Here is a 17,255-nt window from a genome sequence, read left to right on the forward strand (position 1 = left end):
CTTAGCGGTAGTTCACCCAGAACACGCCCACTGTGGGATTGGCGGCGCGGATCGCGGGATCGCCCGAGCCATAGAGCTTGGGCCCCGAGATGCGCGCCTGGGCGCTGTCCGATGCCGTGGCGGCCAGCGCCAGCTGGACCCCGAGCACGCAGCCGCCGCCGAGATTGCCGAGCCGGCCGCCCCGCCAGTCCGCCACGACGCCGCCGCCATTGCCGCCGAACCCCTGGATGCGGAACGGCTTGCCATTGGCCCGCTCCAGATCCGCGAGGCCCGCGCCGATGCCGATGCCGGACACGCTCCAGGCCGAGCTCTCGGTGAAGGCCACGCGGCGCGGGGCGGCCATGTTGACCGGGTCCTTCCAAGCGATCTCAAGGCTCAGCGCCGGATCGTTGGGCAGCAACACGAGGCCGGGAGCGGTGGTCCCGTCCGGCGACATGATGGAGCCCGTCACCACATTGGCCTGGCCGAAATCGGCAGCGACGTTGATGGCCGTGGCATTGGGCGCGAATGGCCCCGTGCATTCGAACTGCCGCGGCCCGGCGGTGGGCTTGGGAATGGACACCACCGTCTCGGAATAGTCGCCGAAGGCATCGGTCTGCTTCACCACGCCCGTACCCCAGCTGTCGGGATTGCCCTGACAGGCGGCGACGAGGAGCGTGGCGCCCAGAGCGGCAGCAGACCAACTGACGGAACGGAAGAGAACCATGGTGACCTGCGGCGGGCGGGATTGGGGAAGGCAAGCGCCCTTCTTAGCCGCTCGTCCCCGGCGCCGCCAGAGCCGGAGGTAGCGGCAGGCCCGACCTCTGTATGACGGCGACGGAGGTAACTTGAGGCCGCGGCGCGAAAGCGTAGCCGTCATTCGGCGTTCACGCTCGGGCGCTTTTCTGCCACCCTCACCGGGGGGAGAGCCATGAACGAACTGCGCACTTCGACGCCGGACGATCTCGGCCGCTCCGTGCAGGACTATATCGACGAGACGCCGGTGTGGCCGGACGGCACCAAAGTGCCCTCGACGCCCATGACGGGCATGCAATGGCGCATCTGGTGGCTTGCCGCTGCGGGCAAGTTCTTCGAGGGCCTGGTGGTGTTCATGACCGGCGTGGCGCTGCCGCTCATGGCCAAGGAATTCAACATGGGCGCCACCCAGCACGGCCTCGTCAGCGCGGCGAGCCTCGCCGGCATCCTGGTCGGCGCGCTCCTCCTGGGCGGCCTCGCCGATCGCTTCGGCCGCAAGTTTATGTTCGTGGTGGAGATGGTGATCTTCATCGTCTTCCTGGCCCTGCTGGCGGTCAGCCCCACCTTCGTCTGGACCGTGGTGTTCCTGTTCGGCATCGGCGTCGCCCTCGGCTGCGACTATCCCACCGCCCACCTCGTCATCTCCGAGAGCATCCCCAGCCTCGCCCGCGGCCGGCTCGTGCTGAGCGCGTTCGGCTTCCAGGCCGTGGGCGCGCTCACCGGCACCCTGGTCGGCTACCTCGTCCTGTCCAACATCCAGGACGTGACGGCCTGGCGGCTGATGTATGCCGTGGCGATCCTGCCGGCCCTCGCCGTGGTGGTGGGCCGCTTCTTCGTGACCGAGAGCGCCAGCTGGCTCCTGTCCCACGGCCGGGTCGAGGAAGCCCAGCGCGAGGCGCAGCGCCTGCTCCAGCGCTCGCCGCAATATCCGAAAGCCGTCAAGCTCGCGCCGCGCCATCATCACGGCCACGGCCATGGCCACGGGGAGCGCCATCCCGCGGCGCTGTTCAAGGCTGGCCACAATCGGCGCGCCACCATCCTCGCCGCGGTGCCCTGGTTCCTGCAGGACCTGTCCACCTACGGCATCGGCATCTTCACCCCGTCGATCCTCGCCGCGGCCCTCGGCCATGCGGCGGCCCACAGCCAGGACCTCACCGACATCATCTCCTCCGACGTGCTCGCCGCCGAGGGCGCGGCGCTCATCGACCTGTTGCTGCTGGTGGGCATCGGCGCGGCGGTGGCGCTGTCCGACCGGGTGGGGCGCATCCCGCTCCAGATCCTCGGCTTCGCCGGCTGCGCGGCGGGACTGATGGTCGCCGCCCTGTCTACCTATTACGACGATCCGACCCGCATCGCGCTCGTGGTCGTGGGCTTCATGCTGTTCAACTTCATGACCAATCTCGGTCCCAACGCGCAGACCTATCTGATCGCCGGCGAGGTCTTCCCCACCCACATCCGCGGCATGGGGGCGGGGTTCGCCGCCGCCTTCGCCAAGATCGGGGCGGTGCTCACCGCATTCCTGTTCCCGATCCTGCTGGCGGAGCTCGGCACACGGGCGCTGCTGTTCGCGCTGGTGGGGGCGTCGCTGGTGGGGGCCGCGGTGACTTTTTATTTCCGCATCGAGACGCGCGGCCGCAGCCTCGACGACATCGGGCTGTAGGGAAAAGTTCGCGCGAGCCCGCCGTACCCGCGCCGCTCAGTCGGCCAGCGCCGGTGCCCCCACGCGCCACCAATCCTCGACGGTGGCGACCGCCGCCGGGGCCAGCACCGCGAGGTCGCCGGCGAAGCCGTCCCATTGCGCATGCACGCTGGGCGAGACCGAGGTGAGCACCGAAAGCTCCGCCGCGACGGCGGCATGGAAGGCGCTGGTGAGGCCGCGCCCCTCGGCCTCCTGCCGGCCGAACTTGGAGAGAACCACCACCGTGTCCGACAGGTCCCCGCCCTCGGCGAGGCGGTCGGCGATGGCCCGCTCCACCCCCGCCGCTGCTGCCGCAAGGCCCGCGGGATCGAGGCTGCATCCCGCCGCGCCCGAGCCGAGGTCCTGATGCAGGCGGTTGGTCTCGCCGGAGACGAGGTCGAGGAGGAGCACATCCTCATGGGCGCAGCCGGGGGAGAGGTGTTCCACCACCCCGAGGACGCGCACGCCGCTTGCGCTGAGGCGGCGCGCTGCATCCGCGAGAAGCGCCTGGATCGCTTCGCGGTCGCCGCCCTGCAGGGCGAGGATCATCGGCCGGTCACCGCCCGTCATCGCAATGGCCCGCCTTGTCCGGTCCCGGTCCGCCCGGGGGCGGGCCCGTAAAGCTGTATCTCGTTAAGCATAATAATCCTGCCCGGCTGCGAGCCCGCAGCCGTCCGCGACGCTGAGGCGCGCGCGCCTCGATCGTCCCAACCGCGCCATGAAGTGAGATTAAGCGCCGACGGCAGTGCTGTCAGCTTCGGATGGTCCCGTGTCCCGCGCCGCCCTGCTCCGCCCGTCCCTCGCCGCCCTCGGCCTCGCCTCAGTCGCCCTTGCGGGCCTCGCATGGCCCGCCTTCGCGGGCGCGCAGCGCCGCGACGACATGATGCTGCATGTGGACCCGGCCACCCGCATCGAGCAGCGCTGCAACGCCCGCGCCATGGGCGAGGTCGGGCGCGAGCACACCGACATGCGGCCGGAAGAAGTGGTGGCCTACGCCTTCGCCGATCCGAAGCAGAAGGATGAATTCATCTCGGCCCCTGGCGCCGCGGTGCGCAGCCGCGACCACTGGTATCACCTCGCCTACACCTGCCGGACCAGCCCCGACGGGATGGAGGTGAAGACCTTCTCCTACAGCCTCGGTGCCGAGGTGCCGCGGCAGGAATGGGAAGCCCACAGCCTGGTGCCGTGAGCCCCCCCTCAGAACTGGGTCTTCAGGCCGCCGGCGAAGGTGCCGCCCTCGATGTTCTCGCCGAAGCGGTAGTCCGCCCGCACGAAGCCGAGGACGCCGGTATCCAGCGCCTGGGCGGTCAGGTCGACGCCCACCTGCCCGAAGCTGCCGACGCCGGACACGCCGAACAACGCCTGGCCGCCGAAGCCATCCAGGAAGGTGCCGGAGCCCTCGCCGGAGAATTCGTGCCAGAAGCCCAGCTGCATCGACGGGCGCAGCACCAGCTTGGGACCGCCGGACACGGTGGTACCCACCTTCAGCCGGACACTGCCAACGAGGCTTTCCACCTCGTCCGTGCGGATGGCGCCGAGTGAGGACGGCAGCACCACGGGATCGGACGACGCCGACGCATAGCTGAGGCCGGCGGAGGGCTCCGCGAACCAGGTGCCGGCGAAGGGCAGCGTGGCGCCCGCATTGGCCACCACGGCCCAGCCGGCCGCCGTCGCCGACGCGCCGGAGAGGCTCGCCGCCGCGTTGCTCACCTCCATATTGTAGGCAAAGCGCAACACCTGCACGTCGGCGAAAAGGCCCTTGCCGTTCACCGCCGCGTAGGCGCCGAAGAAGGGCGCGTCCACCGCCGTCGAGGCGCGGGACGACGCGAGCGAGGTGCCCGCCCAGACCTCACCGCCGGTGATGCCGAGGCGCCCGGTGAAGCCAGACCCCGCAATATTGCCGCGCGAGAAATCGGCGCCGACCTGGAAGCCGTTGAAATTGGTCTGCGCCGTCGCGGCACCGGCGACGCTCGCCGACGCGCCCGCCACGCGGGTGGTGGTCACGCTGTCGATGTCATAACTGCCGCCCTTGAGACGCACCCACAGATCGTAGGACACCTTGTCCCGCACCGGATCCGCGGGACCGGAGACGACGGCGCTCACGCTGTCGAGGAAGCCGGTGGTGATGGCCGTCAGTGTCGCGGCAAGGCTCGCCGCGAGGCTGCCCGCGGCGGGATTGAGGGTGGAGCGCACCGCCCAGGTATCGTCGGCGTGGACGAGGCGGTAGTCGATCAGGCCATTGGAGGCGAGGTCGTCGGTGACGAACGCCCCGTCCGGCCCGGCGCCCCGCACCACGACGATGTCGTTGGCGAACAGGCCGCGATTGGCACCCACGTTCCGCAGCTCGAGGTCGGTGGTGCCGCTCACCGCCGTTGCAATGAGCTGGTCGGAGCGGATCGCGTTGGAGTTGGTGGTGGACAGGTCGATGTCCATGGCGACGGTCGAGGCGCCCGTGCCGGAAAAGGTGCTGCCCACAAACATGGCGTTGTAGGTGGCCGTGCCCTGGGACATGTTCACGAGGCCGGAATTGGCGAAGCTGCCCACCACCACCACGCCCCCCGTGCCGCCGAAGGCGAGGGTTCCGGAATTGGCCACGTCCGCTCCCACCGTGAGGTTGGAGGCGGCCACCAGCGTGACCGTGCCGGCGTTGGTGATGGAGCCCTCCACCGAAAGGTTGGGCAGCGCCGGGTCCGCGGCGCCGTCCACGAGGAAGGTCGCGCCCGCCCCGTTGGCGACGCTGCCGGTGATGGTGCCGGCGGCGGCAAGGGACTTGCCGTTGGTGATGCTGCCGTCCCAGGTGCCGTAGGATTCGAGCGTTCCGTTGGTGTTGGCCGCGTTGCCGGTCCAGGTGGCGGTGTTGCGCACGAGGCCGTCATTGGCGAGCACATCGCCGGTCCAGGTCGCCCCGCCGGCATTGAGGATGGTGCCCTGGTTGGCGGTGACGTCGCCGATCCAGGCTGAAGCCGTGTTCGAAATGGTGCCGGTGGACAGGTTGGCCGCGACCGCGCCGGACCAGGTGGCGCCATCCGCGTTGAAGATGGTGCCGGCATTGCTCGTCACCGCGCCGGTCCAGCTGGATGCGGTGTTGGTGACGGTGCCGGCCGCAAGGTTCGAGGTGACGGCACCGGTCCAGGTGCCGCCTTGGGTATTGAAGACGCCGCCGGCATTGTCTTCGATGGCGCCGGCCCAGGTGGTGCCGGTGCCGGAGTTTGTGACGGTGCCGGTGTTGTTGCGGACGGTGCCGTCCGCCCAGATGCCGCCGTCGAGGTTGGAGACGCTGGCCGAATTGTCCACCACCGCGCCGGTCCAGGTGGCGCCGGTGGCATTCACCACGGTGCCGGTATTGGTGGAGAGGGTGCCGGTCCAGGTTGCCGCCGTGGTGTTGCTGATCGTTCCGGAATTGCCGGCCGCCTCGCCCGTCCAGGCGGCCCCCGACTGGTTGATGACGGAGAAGGAACTGCCCTTCAGGTCGCCCTTCCAGCTCGTGCCCGCGCCGGTGTTGGTGATGACCCCCGCGTTGCTCACCACGTCGCCGGTCCAGCTGGCGCCGGCCTGGTTGGTCACGGTCTGCGCATTGGCGAGGGTGCCGTTCCAGGCGGTGCCTGCGCCCGAGTTGGTGATGATGCCGGTGTTGGCCTGGACATTGCCCGTCCAGGTACCCCCAGCCGAATTTGTGATGGTGCTGGAATTGGCCACCACGTCGCCCGCCCAGGTGGCGCCAGTGTTGGCGATGGCGCCGCTGTTGCCCGCCACGGTGCCGGTCCAGGTGGCGCCGCTCTCGTTATTCACGCTCTGGGAATTGGCAAGGGTGCCGGTCCAGGTGGTGCCTGTCCCTGTGTTGGTGATGACGCCGCCGTTGGCCTGCACGTTGCCGGTCCAGGTGGCGCCGCCGGAATTGGTGATGGCGTTGGAATTGGCGGCCACGTCGCCGGCCCAGGTGGCGGCGGTGTTGGCGATGATGCCGGAGTTGGAAGTGACGACCCCGGTCCAGGTGGCGCCGTTCTCATTGGTCACGTTCTGGGAATTGGCGAGGGTGCCGGTCCAGGTGGTGCCCGTCCCGGTGTTGGTGATGACGCCGCCATTGGCGAGGACGTTGCCCGTCCAGGTGGCGCCGCCGGAATTGGTGATGGTGTTGGAATTGGTGACCACGTCGCCGGCCCAGGTGGCGCCGGTGTTGGCGATGGTGCCGAGGTTCGACGCCACGTTGCCGGTCCAAACGCCGCCTGAGACGTTCTGCACGCTCCCCGAATTGGTCACCGTGCCGTTCCACGCGGCCGAATTGGTGATGGCGCCGCCGTTGGCGGACACGTTGCCGGTCCAGGTGGCGCCGCTGGTGTTGTCGATGGTGCCGGCATTTGAGAGCACCGCGCCGGCGAAGGTCGCCCCGCCAGAATTGGTGACGCCGCCCGTGTTGGAGAGATCGCCGGTCCACAGCGTCCCGGCGCCGCTGTTCTCCAGTTTGCCGGCGTTGGAGACGGAGCCGGTCCAGGTCGCCCCGGCGGTGTTGACGAGGCTGCCGCTGCTGGCCGCGACCGCCCCGGTCCAGGTGCCCCCCGAATTGGTGATGCTGCCCGCATTGGTGGTCACAGCGCCGGTCCAGGCGCCGGAATTGGTGATGCTGCCGCTGTTGGTGTTGACGGCGACCGCGGCGGTGCCGGAATTGGCGAGCGTGCCGGCATTGTCCAGCGTGCCGGAGAGCGCGGCGCCCGCCTGCACCGTGAGGGTGCCGCCGATCTGGTTGGCGATGGTGGAGGCCGCGAGGGTCCCGGCCGCCACGTCGAACGTGCCGTAATTGGTGACGCTGCCCACGGTGACGGTGATGGCGGACGCGATGCTGACGCCGGCGCCCGGCGAGGTCGAGAGGCTCGTGGCGGAGACATCCGCCGCGCCGCCGAACAGCAGCGTGCCGCCCGTCGCCGCTATGTCGGCGAAGCTGCCGCCACCGAGCAGGCTGAGGGTGTTGGCGCCCTGCTTGGTAAAGGTGCCCTGGGCGGTGACCACGCCGGCGAAGCTGGTGTCCGTGTCGGTGGTGTCCACGAAGCCACCGGTGGACAGCACCTGCACCGGATAGATGAAGTCCGCGGCCGGGGGCGGCGCGGTGGGTCGCAGCGTGCCGCCGTCGAAGATCATCGGGTCCTGCTGGGCCGCGGCGTCGTTCTGCGTATAGAAGGGCTGGCTGGTGTCGATATAGAGCGTTGCCGCGAGGCCCGGCGCGGGGATCGTGAGCAGCGCGGCGCAGGCCGAGAGCACGGTGCCGCCCTCCAATGCCTGCTTCAGCCGCGACAGGCACGCGCCATGCGGGCGGACATGTCCGGTCCGCGGCACCGGCTGCTGGGCCCCGGCGGTGGGGCGAAGGGTCGGGCGGCTGGGGAGGCGGCGCGGGCGCGACAAGGCTCATTTCCTTGCATTCGATCTGCCGCCACCCTGCAATTTTATGGTTAACAAAGGCCTTACCTCTCCCTCTCTATTATTGCATCTTGCGAATCGGCAGACGTTGCTCCGTGTTCACACCAACAGAGCGATGCCTGCTTGGCGTTCTTCGTTAACGCACCTTAAGAATTGCCAGGCGAAAGCCGCCGCGGCGGGTCCGGGCAAAAGCGGCAGGTCAGGCCAAAAGCGGCAGGGAGACGGGGCATGTGGGGGATGAGGCCCGAAGACGAATCCAGTCCTGCGCCCGCGACAGGCGACGCGACCCTCGGCGCGAGCGGCGCTGGCGGCGGGTGGGCCTGCATCCGCCACCGGATCGTCGGGGGGGTGCTTGCCGCCGCGCTCACGGCGGGCATGATCGGCCTCGCCGGGAAACCCGCGGCGGCGCAGACGGCGCCGACCTTTCCCGGTGGCGCGCAATCTGTGAGCGAATCCTTCCAGGACTGGCGCGTCGCCTGCGCCGTCCAGCAGAATGCCAAGCGCTGCTCCATCTCCCAGCAGCAGGTGGACAGCAAGACGCGCCAGCGCATCCTGATGCTGGAGCTTCAGCCCAAGGGCGACAAGGTGGAGGGTCCCCTCTTCCTGCCGTTCGGCCTCTTCCTCGAGAAGGGCGTGGTGCTGAAGCTCGGCGAGGCCGATCTCGCCGCGCTGCGCTTCTCCACCTGCCTGCCGCAAGGCTGCGTCGTGCCTGTCTCCCTCGACCCGCGCATGCTGGGGCTGGTGCGCAAGGCGGATGCGCTGCGCGTCGTCGCCGCCAACGACGCAGGCCAGCCGCAGGCCTTCTCCATCTCTTTGAAGGGTTTCGGGCAGGCGCTCGACCGGGCCATCACTTTGCTGCGGTGACCGCCTTCCCGCGCTGACCGCCCTTGCGCAGCGGCCGGCTCGGGAGGGACAATAGCGCGCCTCAGCCGGGGACGGCCCATGACCAAGCACCATCTTGACGATCATCTGCCCACCGCGCAGCACCCCCGTGTCGTCGCCTCCCAGGCGGCGGTGGGCCGGGCGGCCATGGGGGCGGGCGCCCTGGGCTATGGCGCTCTGGGCGGCCTCACCGTCGGCGTGCTGACCGTGGGCGCGCTCGCCATCGGCGCGCTAGCCATCGGCAAGCTGGGCATCGGACGGGCGCACATCAAGCGGCTGGAAATCGACGAGTTGGTGGTGGGACGGATCATCCGGCGATAGGCCATCGACCCGTCAATCACCGAACCGCCATGCCGCGGTGCGCGGGAAGGATGCCCTACCCCTTCCTGCGCCCGCCCTTGCGATAGCCCTTGGTGCCGGGATCGGGCCGGGGTCCGGGGCGGAAGGCGTCTTCCGCAACCGGCACCGCACGATCCGTGCCGGGCCCCATGTCGTCCAAGGACGGCTTGTGGGCGCGCGGCGCGTAGAGGGGCATTTCCGGCCGCGCATAGGGCGTCTGCGTCTCGCCCATGCCGTCCTCCGCCGGAGCGGCGCGGCCCTTCCCCGTCGACTTCGCCGAGGACTTGGCCCCGCCGCGCCCGCGCGGCAGCAGGCGGCCGGCCTCCTCCTTCGGGGGGAGATTGGCAGCGTTGCCGTATTTGCGGGCGCCCTTGTAGCCGCCGGTGCGGTCGTCCACCGCCTCCTGCCGGGCCAGGGGATCGTCGGAGATGGCGAGCTCGGTCGCCTCCAGCCGGCGGATCTCGTCGCGCAGCCGGGCGGCGGTCTCGAAGTCGAGGTCGGCCGCGGCGGCGCGCATGCGCTTTTCCAGGTCCGCCATGACCGCCTTTAGATTGTGCCCGAACGCCGCCCCCTCCTCCGCGAGGCCCGCATCCACCTGCACGTGGTCGCGCTCGTAGACCGAATTGAGGATGTCGCCGATGGCCTTCTTCACGCTCTCCGGCGTAATGCCGTGCTCGGTGTTGTAGGCCACCTGCTTCTCACGCCGGCGGCTGGTCTCCGCCATGGCGCGGTCCATGGAACCGGTGACGTGGTCCGCATAGAGGATCACCCGCCCGTCCACGTTGCGGGCGGCGCGGCCGATGGTCTGCACCAGCGAGGTCTCGGACCTGAGGAAGCCTTCCTTGTCCGCGTCGAGGATGGCGACGAGGCCGCACTCGGGAATGTCGAGGCCTTCGCGCAGAAGGTTGATGCCGATGAGGGCGTCGAACGCCCCGAGGCGCAGGTCGCGGATGATCTCGATGCGCTCGATGGTGTCGATGTCCGAATGCATGTAGCGCACGCGGATGCCGTGCTCGTGCAGATATTCGGTCAGGTCCTCGGCCATGCGCTTGGTGAGCACGGTGACGAGGGTCCGGTAGCCCTTGGCGGCCACGGCGCGGACCTCGCCCAGGAGGTCGTCCACCTGGGTGCGCGCCGGACGCACCTCCACCGGCGGGTCGATGAGGCCGGTGGGGCGGATGACTTGCTCCACGAACACGCCGCCCGTCTGGTCCATCTCCCACGATCCGGGAGTAGCGGAGACGTGCACCGTCTGCGGCCGCATGGCCTCCCATTCCTCGAAGCGCAGCGGGCGGTTGTCCATGCAGCTCGGCAGGCGGAAGCCGTATTCCGCCAGCGTCGCCTTGCGGCGGAAGTCGCCGCGATACATGGCGCCGATCTGCGGCACGGTCACATGGCTCTCGTCGATGAAGACGAGGGCGTTGTCGGGCACGTATTCGAACAGGGTCGGCGGCGGCTCGCCGGGCTTCCTGCCGGTGAGCCAGCGGGAATAGTTCTCGATGCCGGCGCAGCTGCCCGTCGCCTCCATCATCTCCAGATCGTAGCGGGTGCGCTGCTCCAGCCGCTGGGCCTCCAGCAGGCGGCCCATCTTGTACAGCTCGTCGAGCCGCATCTTCAGCTCGGCCTTGATGCCGGAGATGGCCTGGATCAGCGTCGGCCGCGGGGTGACGTAATGGGAGGCGGCGTAGACGCGCACGCTCTTCATGTCGCCGCTCTTCTGGCCGGTGAGCGGATCGAACTCGGCGATGCTCTCCACCTCGTCGCCGAACAGGCTGACGCGCCACGCGCGGTCCTCATAGTGGGCGGGGAAGATCTCCACGCTGTCGCCGCGCACGCGGAAGGTGCCGCGGGCGAAATCCGACTGGATGCGCTTGTATTGCAGGGCCACGAGGTCCGCGAGCAGGCTGCGCTGGTCGATGCGCTCGCCCACCTTGATGTCGAAGGTCATGGCCGAATAGGTCTCGACCGAGCCGATGCCGTAGATGCACGACACCGAGGCGACGATGATGACGTCGTCCCGCTCCAGCAGGGAACGGGTCGCCGCATGGCGCATGCGGTCGATCTGCTCGTTAACGGAAGATTCCTTCTCGATATAGGTGTCCGTCCGGGGCACATAGGCTTCCGGCTGGTAATAATCGTAGTAGGAGACGAAATATTCCACCGCATTGTCGGGGAAGAAGCTCTTGAATTCGCCATAGAGCTGCGCCGCCAGAGTCTTGTTGGGCGCGAGCACGATGGCCGGGCGCTGCAGCGTCTCCACCACCTTGGCCATGGTGAAGGTCTTGCCCGAGCCGGTGACGCCGAGCAGCACCTGGTCGCGCTCTCCGGCCCGTGCCTGCGCGCACAGCTCGGCGATGGCCTGCGGCTGGTCGCCCGCAGGCTCGAAGTCGCTTTTCATGGTGAAGGCGACGCCGCCTTCCGACTTCTCCGGGCGCGGCGGCCGGTGCGGCACCCAGGTCTGGCCGTTGATCTCCGGCCGCCCCTTCTGGATCAGCTGGGCAAGCGCCTGCACGGTGGCCGACGCGCCGGCCGATTCGAAATCGAGCGACAGATCCCCCGGGTTCAGCCCGAGGGATTTCGCCACTTCAGGGTCGAGCGCCTGCTGCGGCGCCGGCTCGAAATGACGCTGCGAACGCTCTCCGAGCTTTCCGGGACGGGATGCTTTGGCCATGGGGGGAATATGGGGCCGGAGGCTCCGGCCCGCAACGCAATGCGTTAGCGCGGAATGGTCTCCACCGCGCCGACCATCTTCGTCCCATTGAACGACAGATTGTAGGCCCGCTTCAGCTGCGCCTTGATCTTGGGCTCGAGCGCCTTCAGCTTTGCCGTGAGGTCGGCTGAGAAGCCGGCATCGCGCTTGACCCCGAAATGCACGTCGCCCACGTAGATCGCGCGCACCTGGTAGACCGCGCGCGCCGCGCGCTCACCCGCATAGGCATTCGCACACCCTTGCCGCGCAACAAGGCGACTGAAGACGGCGTTCGCTTCCTCCTGGGAGACGTAGCGTTTGGTGACGCCCGTCAGCTTCAGCTCGTAATAGCTGGAGAAAGACCCCTGCAATTCCGCCGAGACGGCCGACAATTGCACGCCGGTGATGCCGCCGCTGGCGGAGAAGGTGGATAACAGGTCGATATCCGCAACCGAGCTTTCCGACTGGTAGGCGATCGACGTCAGGATGCTGTCCGGCACATTGCACAGAAGGGACAGGGAAACCGGTCCCGAACTGCTTGAGCCGGCGCGCTCCGGCGTGGTGTAGAGCAAGGCAGCGCGAATCCCGGTTTCCGGCGGAGAGACCGCGCGCGCCCCGAACGGCACGCCCCCCGCGCACCCCGCGAGCCCGAGACACAGTACCGCCACCGACGGCACGATCCGACGCATATCCATAATTGCCCCCAATTTGATACACACTTAATAGTTGTGGCAGATTCGCGGGGTGGGTCAACGCGCGTGCCTCGCACGCCGTGCGAATGGTTGGTGATCTGGCAAAAATGCAACTTCAGCGCTAGGTCACTGCGCCATGGCTGAATTGGGCGACGGCCAGTGGCGGCGCAGGCGGCGAGAGTCCATTCTGCGCCCTCTCTCAACGATCAAAGCCTGCGCTCCATGCCAGCCCTGACCAGCCTGATCCCGCCCCAGATCCTCCCCATCGTGATGCTCTTCGCCTCGAACGTCTTCATGACGTTCGCCTGGTACGGGCATCTCAAGCACAAGTCGGCGCCGCTTGCGCTCGCCATTCTGGCGAGCTGGGGCATCGCCTTCTTTGAATATTGCCTGGCGGTGCCGGCGAACCGCTTCGGGTCGGAGGTCTATTCCGCGGCGCAGCTCAAGACCATGCAAGAGGTCATCACCCTGATCGTCTTCGCCGGCTTCTCGGTGCTCTATCTGAAGGAGCCGCTGGGCTGGAACCATCTGCTCGGCTTCGCCTTCATCTCGGCCGGCGCGTTCTTCATCTTCCACAAGTTCTGAGCGGCCTCAGCCGGGCGGGCGCCGGCCGACGTCCCTCAGACCGGCGCGAGGCGCGCGAGTTCGGCGGCCATGGCGTTGTGCCGCGCCACCGTTGCGGCAAGGTCGATGGTGAGGAGACGGCCGTCCCGCACCACCACGCGGCCGTCGATGACGCTCAGCGACACGTCCTGCGACTGGCAGAACAGAAGCGCGGCGACCGGATCGTGCAGCGCGCCGGCATAGCCGAGGCGCGACATGTCGAAGGCGACAAAGTCCGCCGCCATGCCCGGCGCCAGGGCGCCGATGTCGTCGCGGCCGAGCACCCGCGCGCCGCCCAGCGTCGCCATTTCCAGCGCGGTACGCGCGCTCATGGCATCCGGTCCGAACGCGACGCGCTGCAGCAGCATGGCCTGGCGGGCCTCGCCCAGCATGTGCCCCGCATCCGAGGAGGCCGAGCCGTCGACGCCGAGGCCCACGTTGATCCCCTCGGCGAGGAAGCGCTTCACCGGCGCGATGCCCGAGGCGAGGCGCATGTTGGAGCAGGGGCAGTGGGCGATGCCGGTGCCGGTCTGCGCGAACAGGGCGATGCCCGCGTCGTCGAGCTTCACGCAGTGGGCGTGCCAGACGTCCCGCCCCACCCAGCCGAGCGATCGCACATATTCGGTGGGGCCCATGCCGAAGCTGGTCTCGGAAAAGATGACGTCCGAATCGTTCTCCGCCAAATGGGTGTGCAGGGTCAGGCCGTTGTCGCGGCCGAGCTTCAGCGTCTCCAGCATGAAGTCGCGGCTCACCGTGAAGGGCGAGCAAGGGGCGAGCACGATGCGCAGCATGGAGAAGCGGGAGGGATCGTGATAGGCGCCGATCAGCCGCTCGGCGTCCGTCATCACGAAGCCCTCGTCCTCCACCACACGGTCGGGCGGCAGGCCGCCCTTGCTCTCGCCGATGGTCATGGCGCCGCGCGCGGCGTGGAAGCGCATGCCGATCTGCCGGGCCGCGCGGATGGAATCATCCAGCCGCACGCCGTTGGGATAGATGTAGAGGTGGTCCGACGACGTTGTGCAGCCGGACAGGATCAGCTCCGCCATCGCCGTCAGGGTGGCGGTCTCCACCATCTCGCCGGTGAGCCCCGCCCAAAGCGGATAGAGCGACCTCAGCCAGGTGAAGAGCTCGCCGTCCTGCGCCGCCATCACCGCCCGCGTCAGGCTCTGGACCATATGGTGGTGGGTGTTCACCATGCCCGGGATGACCACGTGCCCGGCGAGGTCGATCACCTCGTCCGCGCTCGCCGGAAGCGCCTCGGCCGTCCCCACGGCGACGATGCGGCCGTCCTCGGCATAGAGCCCGCCGCCGGCGATCTCCCGTCGCTCCCCGTCCATGGTCACGAGCACGAGGGCATTGCGGACGAGCAGAGTGGAAGCCATGAAAACCCCGGCGCAGCCGCCGCAGACGACGCGGCGCCACCGATCTTACGGGCTTCAGAAGGCGGTGGGAATCGCCCTCACCGGGCGGCGGCGGGGACCACGCGGAGGATCTCGCCGGTGTTCTCGGCGATGAGCCAGAGGGCGCCGTCCGGCCCCATGCGCACGTCGCGGATGCGCTTGCCCAGCGGCAGGCGCTCCTCGCCGGTGACGGCGCCGTCGCGGATCTTGACCTCCACCAGCGCCTGGCCCGCAAGCGCCCCGACGAAGAGCTGCCCCTTGAAGGCAGGCAGCAGGTCGCCGGAATAGAAGGCGCCGCCGGAGGGGGCGATGGAAGGATCCCAGTAGAAGAGGGGCTGCTCCATGCCCTCCTTCTTCGTGCCGACGCCGATCTGCGCGCCGGAGTAATGCCGGCCGTAGCCGATCACCGGCCAGCCGTAGTTCTTGCCCGCCTCCGGGCGGTTCACCTCGTCGCCGCCGCGCGGGCCATGCTCGATGGTCCACAGGCGGCCGGTGCCCGGCTCGATGGCGGCGGCCTGCACGTTGCGGTGGCCGTAGCTGAAGATTTCCGGCCGGGCGCCCTCACGCCCCACAAAGGGATTGTCCTTGGGTATGGTCCCGTCCGGCGCGATGCGCACCACTTTGCCCAAGGTGACGGAGAGGTCCTGCGCCTTGTCCATCAGGCTGAAACGCTCGCCGAGGGTGATGAAAAGCAGTCCGTCGGGCGCGAAAACCAGCCGCGAGCCGAAATGATTCCCGCCCGAGGCGGCCGGCTGCTGGCGGAAGATCACCGCGAGATCATCAAGGCGGGTAAGGTCGTCGGAGAGCCTCGCGCGCGCCACGGACGTGCCGGCGCCGTCCGCGCGCGGCTCCGCGAAACTGATATAGATGAGCCGATTGCGCGAAAAGGCTGGATCGAGGGCCACGTCCAGCAGCCCGCCCTGCCCGCGCGCCGCGACCTCCGGAAGGCCCGAGATGGGCGGCCCCGGCTTTCCTCTGGCATCGACCACGCGGAGGGCGCCGTCCCGCTCCGTCACCAGAAGTCGCCCGTCGGGCAGGAAAGCCATGCTCCAGGGGGATTTCAATCCGCTGGCGAAGGGCTCCACCCGGACATTCTCACCGCCGAAACGCTGCAGCGCGGTCTCGGCTGCAAAGCCCGCCGCGGCGGCGAGGAGCAGCGCGAGGAGCAGCAACGCGCCGAGAAAGGCGCCACGCGGAGCCCGTCGGCGCGGCGTCTCTCGGATGCCGGCAGCGAGCTGCGCGGGGGGAAGGATGGAATTGAGTGGGGTTGGGCGCAGCCGTCCGGCCGGCTCAGCGGGCCCGCGAGCGCGGGGCATGAGAACGGCCGTCGATGCGGGCGGGCGCGGCCCGGCGGGCATAGCGGATGGCGAAGAGCGCACCGGTTCCCACGGCGGCGAGCACCAGCAGAACGGCGGAATGATCCCACATGCCGTTGACGATCAGCTGGCTCGCGGCCGCCGCATGGCCAACGCTGAGCACCACGGCGACGGCGCCAATGGCCAGCATGAGGGCGAGCGTGAGAAGCGCCTGGGCGACCGCATCGCCTTCCTTGTGGGCGCGCACGGCACGGGCAAGCACGTCAGGATCGGCCGGCGAAGCGCAGCCGTTGCCGTCCCCAAGACGGGACAAAGAGAAATGCCCGAATTCCATTTCGCAGCGTCCGGTCATGACGATCCTCGCTGAAGACGAACGAACCAGAGGACTTGAGCAGCTAACGCGCACTCGGCGAATCAGTTCCGCCGACACAAGCCACGGTGAAAAAGAAACATGGCCACACCGCGACTTCGCTGTTGCACATCATGGCAAGATGATGTCGGCCGCTCACACAAACGCGACCCATCCCCGATGTTTTGCCTTGCTGGGCTCAAGCTCTCTGAAACGCGATGCAGCCGGGCCGTTTCACTTCGAACGGAGACGCTGCGACCCAGCAGAAGCCGAGGCGGGCCGCCGCGCCTGACTATGCCGCCTCAGCTTGCGGACGCCATTCCATGTTCACATGGCCGGGCTGGGAAGCGACGCGGGCGAGCCAATCGCGCACGGCGGGAAAGTCGGCGAGGGAGAAGTCACCCTCCTCCGCCACGTGCGTGTGGGCGAAGAGGGCGATGTCGGCAATGGTCAGGCTTTCGCCCACGAAGAACCGGCGCGACGCCAGGTGGCGCTCCATGACGCTGAGGGCGGCGTAGCCCTCCTCCATCCAGCGGTCCACGTCGTGGGTACGCAGCTCGCGCCCGCCTCGCACCTGCCGCAGCCAGAAGCGGGCGGCGGCAATGCCCGGCTCGTGGCTGTTCTGCTCGAAGAACATCCAGCGCAGCGTCTCGGCGCGGGCGAAGCTCTCGTCGGGCAGGAAGCGCGTGCCGTCCGCGAGGTAGAACAGGATGGCGTTGGATTCGGCGAGGAAGCGCCCGTCCACCTCCAGCAGCGGCACCCGGCCTTCCAGATTGCGGGCGAGGAAGTCGGGGGTGCGGTTCTCGCCGGCGAAGATGTCCACCTCCACAAGACGGAAGGGCCGCGCGAGCTTCGCCAGCATCAGACGCACCTTGTAGGAATTGCCCGAGGATTGCGTGGAATAAAGCGTCACCACCCTCGCCTCCCGTGCGCCGGCTGAAACCGACCTGCATGTGGCGGCGGTCCAGCTCGCCCGCAAGAGGCGCCCCCAAGAGGCTCAAACCGGGTGGCGGGCGTCCCTCGCCCGGCGCGGCGATCCATCACACTGGCGTGCCGCGGCATTCACGATCCTTGCTTGTTCGCGGCAGAGCTCTGAACTAGTGTCCGCGCGCGCCGGCACCCGGCCGGCCCTCGACACGCCATCAGTTGCGTCCGTGCCGCAGCCT

General features: G+C 68.8%; 14 protein-coding genes. 5 read left to right on the forward strand and 9 right to left on the reverse strand.

The window, feature by feature from the left end; genetic code table 11:
• Position 1 precedes the first annotated feature (1 nt).
• The gene (locus ABLE93_RS03315; RefSeq protein ID WP_348837898.1) at positions 2 to 706 is read right to left on the reverse strand and encodes a hypothetical protein; all 705 of its coding nucleotides are present in this window, start codon (positions 704 to 706) and stop codon (positions 2 to 4) included.
• Between the two features lie 204 nt (positions 707 to 910).
• Here ABLE93_RS03315 and ABLE93_RS03320 point away from each other — a divergent pair, with 204 nt between their 5' ends.
• Entirely contained in the window at positions 911 to 2,395 is a 1,485-nt protein-coding gene (locus tag ABLE93_RS03320) for an MFS transporter (RefSeq protein ID WP_348837899.1), read from the forward strand.
• Between the two features lie 36 nt (positions 2,396 to 2,431).
• On the opposite strand, the gene ABLE93_RS03325 is transcribed toward ABLE93_RS03320, so the two are convergent.
• Positions 2,432 to 2,983: a DUF2478 domain-containing protein gene (locus ABLE93_RS03325; protein WP_348837900.1), complete on the reverse strand. Its 552-nt coding sequence runs from the start codon at positions 2,981 to 2,983 to the stop codon at positions 2,432 to 2,434.
• 199 nt (positions 2,984 to 3,182) lie between these two features.
• Here ABLE93_RS03325 and ABLE93_RS03330 point away from each other — a divergent pair, with 199 nt between their 5' ends.
• Positions 3,183 to 3,602 (forward strand): DUF930 domain-containing protein, encoded by a 420-nt coding sequence (locus tag ABLE93_RS03330; RefSeq protein ID WP_348837901.1) that lies wholly within the window; start codon positions 3,183 to 3,185, stop codon positions 3,600 to 3,602.
• Between the two features lie 8 nt (positions 3,603 to 3,610).
• Here the strand turns inward: ABLE93_RS03330 and ABLE93_RS03335 are convergent, their stop codons facing one another.
• Complete coding sequence (locus ABLE93_RS03335; protein ID WP_348837903.1) at positions 3,611 to 7,804, reverse strand: beta strand repeat-containing protein; 4,194 nt, start codon at positions 7,802 to 7,804, stop codon at positions 3,611 to 3,613.
• Positions 7,805 to 8,047: 243 nt separating this feature from the next.
• Here ABLE93_RS03335 and ABLE93_RS03340 point away from each other — a divergent pair, with 243 nt between their 5' ends.
• Both ABLE93_RS03340 and ABLE93_RS03345 read left to right on the forward strand, forming a co-directional pair.
• Entirely contained in the window at positions 8,048 to 8,683 is a 636-nt protein-coding gene (locus ABLE93_RS03340; protein ID WP_348837904.1) for an invasion associated locus B family protein, read from the forward strand.
• Between the two features lie 78 nt (positions 8,684 to 8,761).
• Positions 8,762 to 9,022, forward strand: coding sequence for a hypothetical protein (locus ABLE93_RS03345; protein ID WP_348837905.1), 261 nt, complete (start codon positions 8,762 to 8,764; stop codon positions 9,020 to 9,022).
• A gap of 55 nt (positions 9,023 to 9,077) precedes the next feature.
• Here ABLE93_RS03345 and uvrB read toward each other — a convergent pair whose 3' ends face one another.
• The gene (gene uvrB, locus ABLE93_RS03350; protein ID WP_348837907.1) at positions 9,078 to 11,711 is read right to left on the reverse strand and encodes an excinuclease ABC subunit UvrB; all 2,634 of its coding nucleotides are present in this window, start codon (positions 11,709 to 11,711) and stop codon (positions 9,078 to 9,080) included.
• Between the two features lie 44 nt (positions 11,712 to 11,755).
• Entirely contained in the window at positions 11,756 to 12,418 is a 663-nt protein-coding gene (locus ABLE93_RS03355; protein WP_348837908.1) for a hypothetical protein, read from the reverse strand.
• 225 nt (positions 12,419 to 12,643) lie between these two features.
• On the opposite strand from ABLE93_RS03355, the gene ABLE93_RS03360 reads away from it, so the two are divergent.
• Entirely contained in the window at positions 12,644 to 13,006 is a 363-nt protein-coding gene (locus ABLE93_RS03360; RefSeq protein ID WP_348837910.1) for a DMT family protein, read from the forward strand.
• A 35-nt stretch (positions 13,007 to 13,041) separates the two neighbouring features.
• On the opposite strand, the gene ABLE93_RS03365 is transcribed toward ABLE93_RS03360, so the two are convergent.
• From ABLE93_RS03365 to ABLE93_RS03380, 4 genes are all read right to left on the reverse strand, one after another.
• A complete protein-coding gene (locus ABLE93_RS03365) occupies positions 13,042 to 14,406 on the reverse strand; it encodes an 8-oxoguanine deaminase (RefSeq protein ID WP_348837911.1) in 1,365 nt (454 codons plus the stop codon).
• 77 nt (positions 14,407 to 14,483) lie between these two features.
• Positions 14,484 to 15,740 carry a PQQ-dependent sugar dehydrogenase gene (locus tag ABLE93_RS03370; RefSeq protein ID WP_348837912.1) on the reverse strand — a complete coding sequence of 419 codons (1,257 nt, stop codon included), beginning with the start codon at positions 15,738 to 15,740 and terminating at the stop codon, positions 14,484 to 14,486.
• On the reverse strand, positions 15,715 to 16,092 hold the full coding sequence (locus tag ABLE93_RS03375) for a hypothetical protein (RefSeq protein ID WP_348837913.1): 378 nt from the start codon (positions 16,090 to 16,092) through the stop codon (positions 15,715 to 15,717). The genes ABLE93_RS03370 and ABLE93_RS03375 overlap by 26 nt, the downstream gene beginning before the upstream one ends.
• Positions 16,093 to 16,381: 289 nt before the next feature.
• Positions 16,382 to 17,005, reverse strand: a complete 624-nt coding sequence (locus ABLE93_RS03380; protein WP_348837915.1) for a glutathione S-transferase family protein — start codon at positions 17,003 to 17,005, stop codon at positions 16,382 to 16,384.
• Positions 17,006 to 17,255 lie beyond the last annotated feature (250 nt).

It is taken from the genome of Xanthobacter pollutisoli (assembly GCF_040044995.1).
In the GTDB taxonomy this organism is placed as follows: Bacteria; Pseudomonadota; Alphaproteobacteria; order Rhizobiales; family Xanthobacteraceae; genus Xanthobacter.

What these genes read in the sequence shown, in the direction of transcription:
- ABLE93_RS03325 (WP_348837900.1), bottom strand. Translation starts at nt 2,983, where the DNA reads ATGACGGGCGGTGACCGGCCGATGATCCTCGCCCTGCAGGGCGGCGAC.
- ABLE93_RS03375 (WP_348837913.1), bottom strand. Translation starts at nt 16,092, where the DNA reads ATGACCGGACGCTGCGAAATGGAATTCGGGCATTTCTCTTTGTCCCGT.
- ABLE93_RS03320 (WP_348837899.1), top strand. Translation starts at nt 911, where the DNA reads ATGAACGAACTGCGCACTTCGACGCCGGACGATCTCGGCCGCTCCGTG.
- ABLE93_RS03340 (WP_348837904.1), top strand. Translation starts at nt 8,048, where the DNA reads ATGTGGGGGATGAGGCCCGAAGACGAATCCAGTCCTGCGCCCGCGACA.
- ABLE93_RS03365 (WP_348837911.1), bottom strand. Translation starts at nt 14,406, where the DNA reads ATGGCTTCCACTCTGCTCGTCCGCAATGCCCTCGTGCTCGTGACCATG.
- uvrB (WP_348837907.1), bottom strand. Translation starts at nt 11,711, where the DNA reads ATGGCCAAAGCATCCCGTCCCGGAAAGCTCGGAGAGCGTTCGCAGCGT.
- ABLE93_RS03370 (WP_348837912.1), bottom strand. Translation starts at nt 15,740, where the DNA reads ATGCCCCGCGCTCGCGGGCCCGCTGAGCCGGCCGGACGGCTGCGCCCA.
- ABLE93_RS03360 (WP_348837910.1), top strand. Translation starts at nt 12,644, where the DNA reads ATGCCAGCCCTGACCAGCCTGATCCCGCCCCAGATCCTCCCCATCGTG.
- ABLE93_RS03315 (WP_348837898.1), bottom strand. Translation starts at nt 706, where the DNA reads ATGGTTCTCTTCCGTTCCGTCAGTTGGTCTGCTGCCGCTCTGGGCGCC.
- ABLE93_RS03355 (WP_348837908.1), bottom strand. Translation starts at nt 12,418, where the DNA reads ATGCGTCGGATCGTGCCGTCGGTGGCGGTACTGTGTCTCGGGCTCGCG.
- ABLE93_RS03345 (WP_348837905.1), top strand. Translation starts at nt 8,762, where the DNA reads ATGACCAAGCACCATCTTGACGATCATCTGCCCACCGCGCAGCACCCC.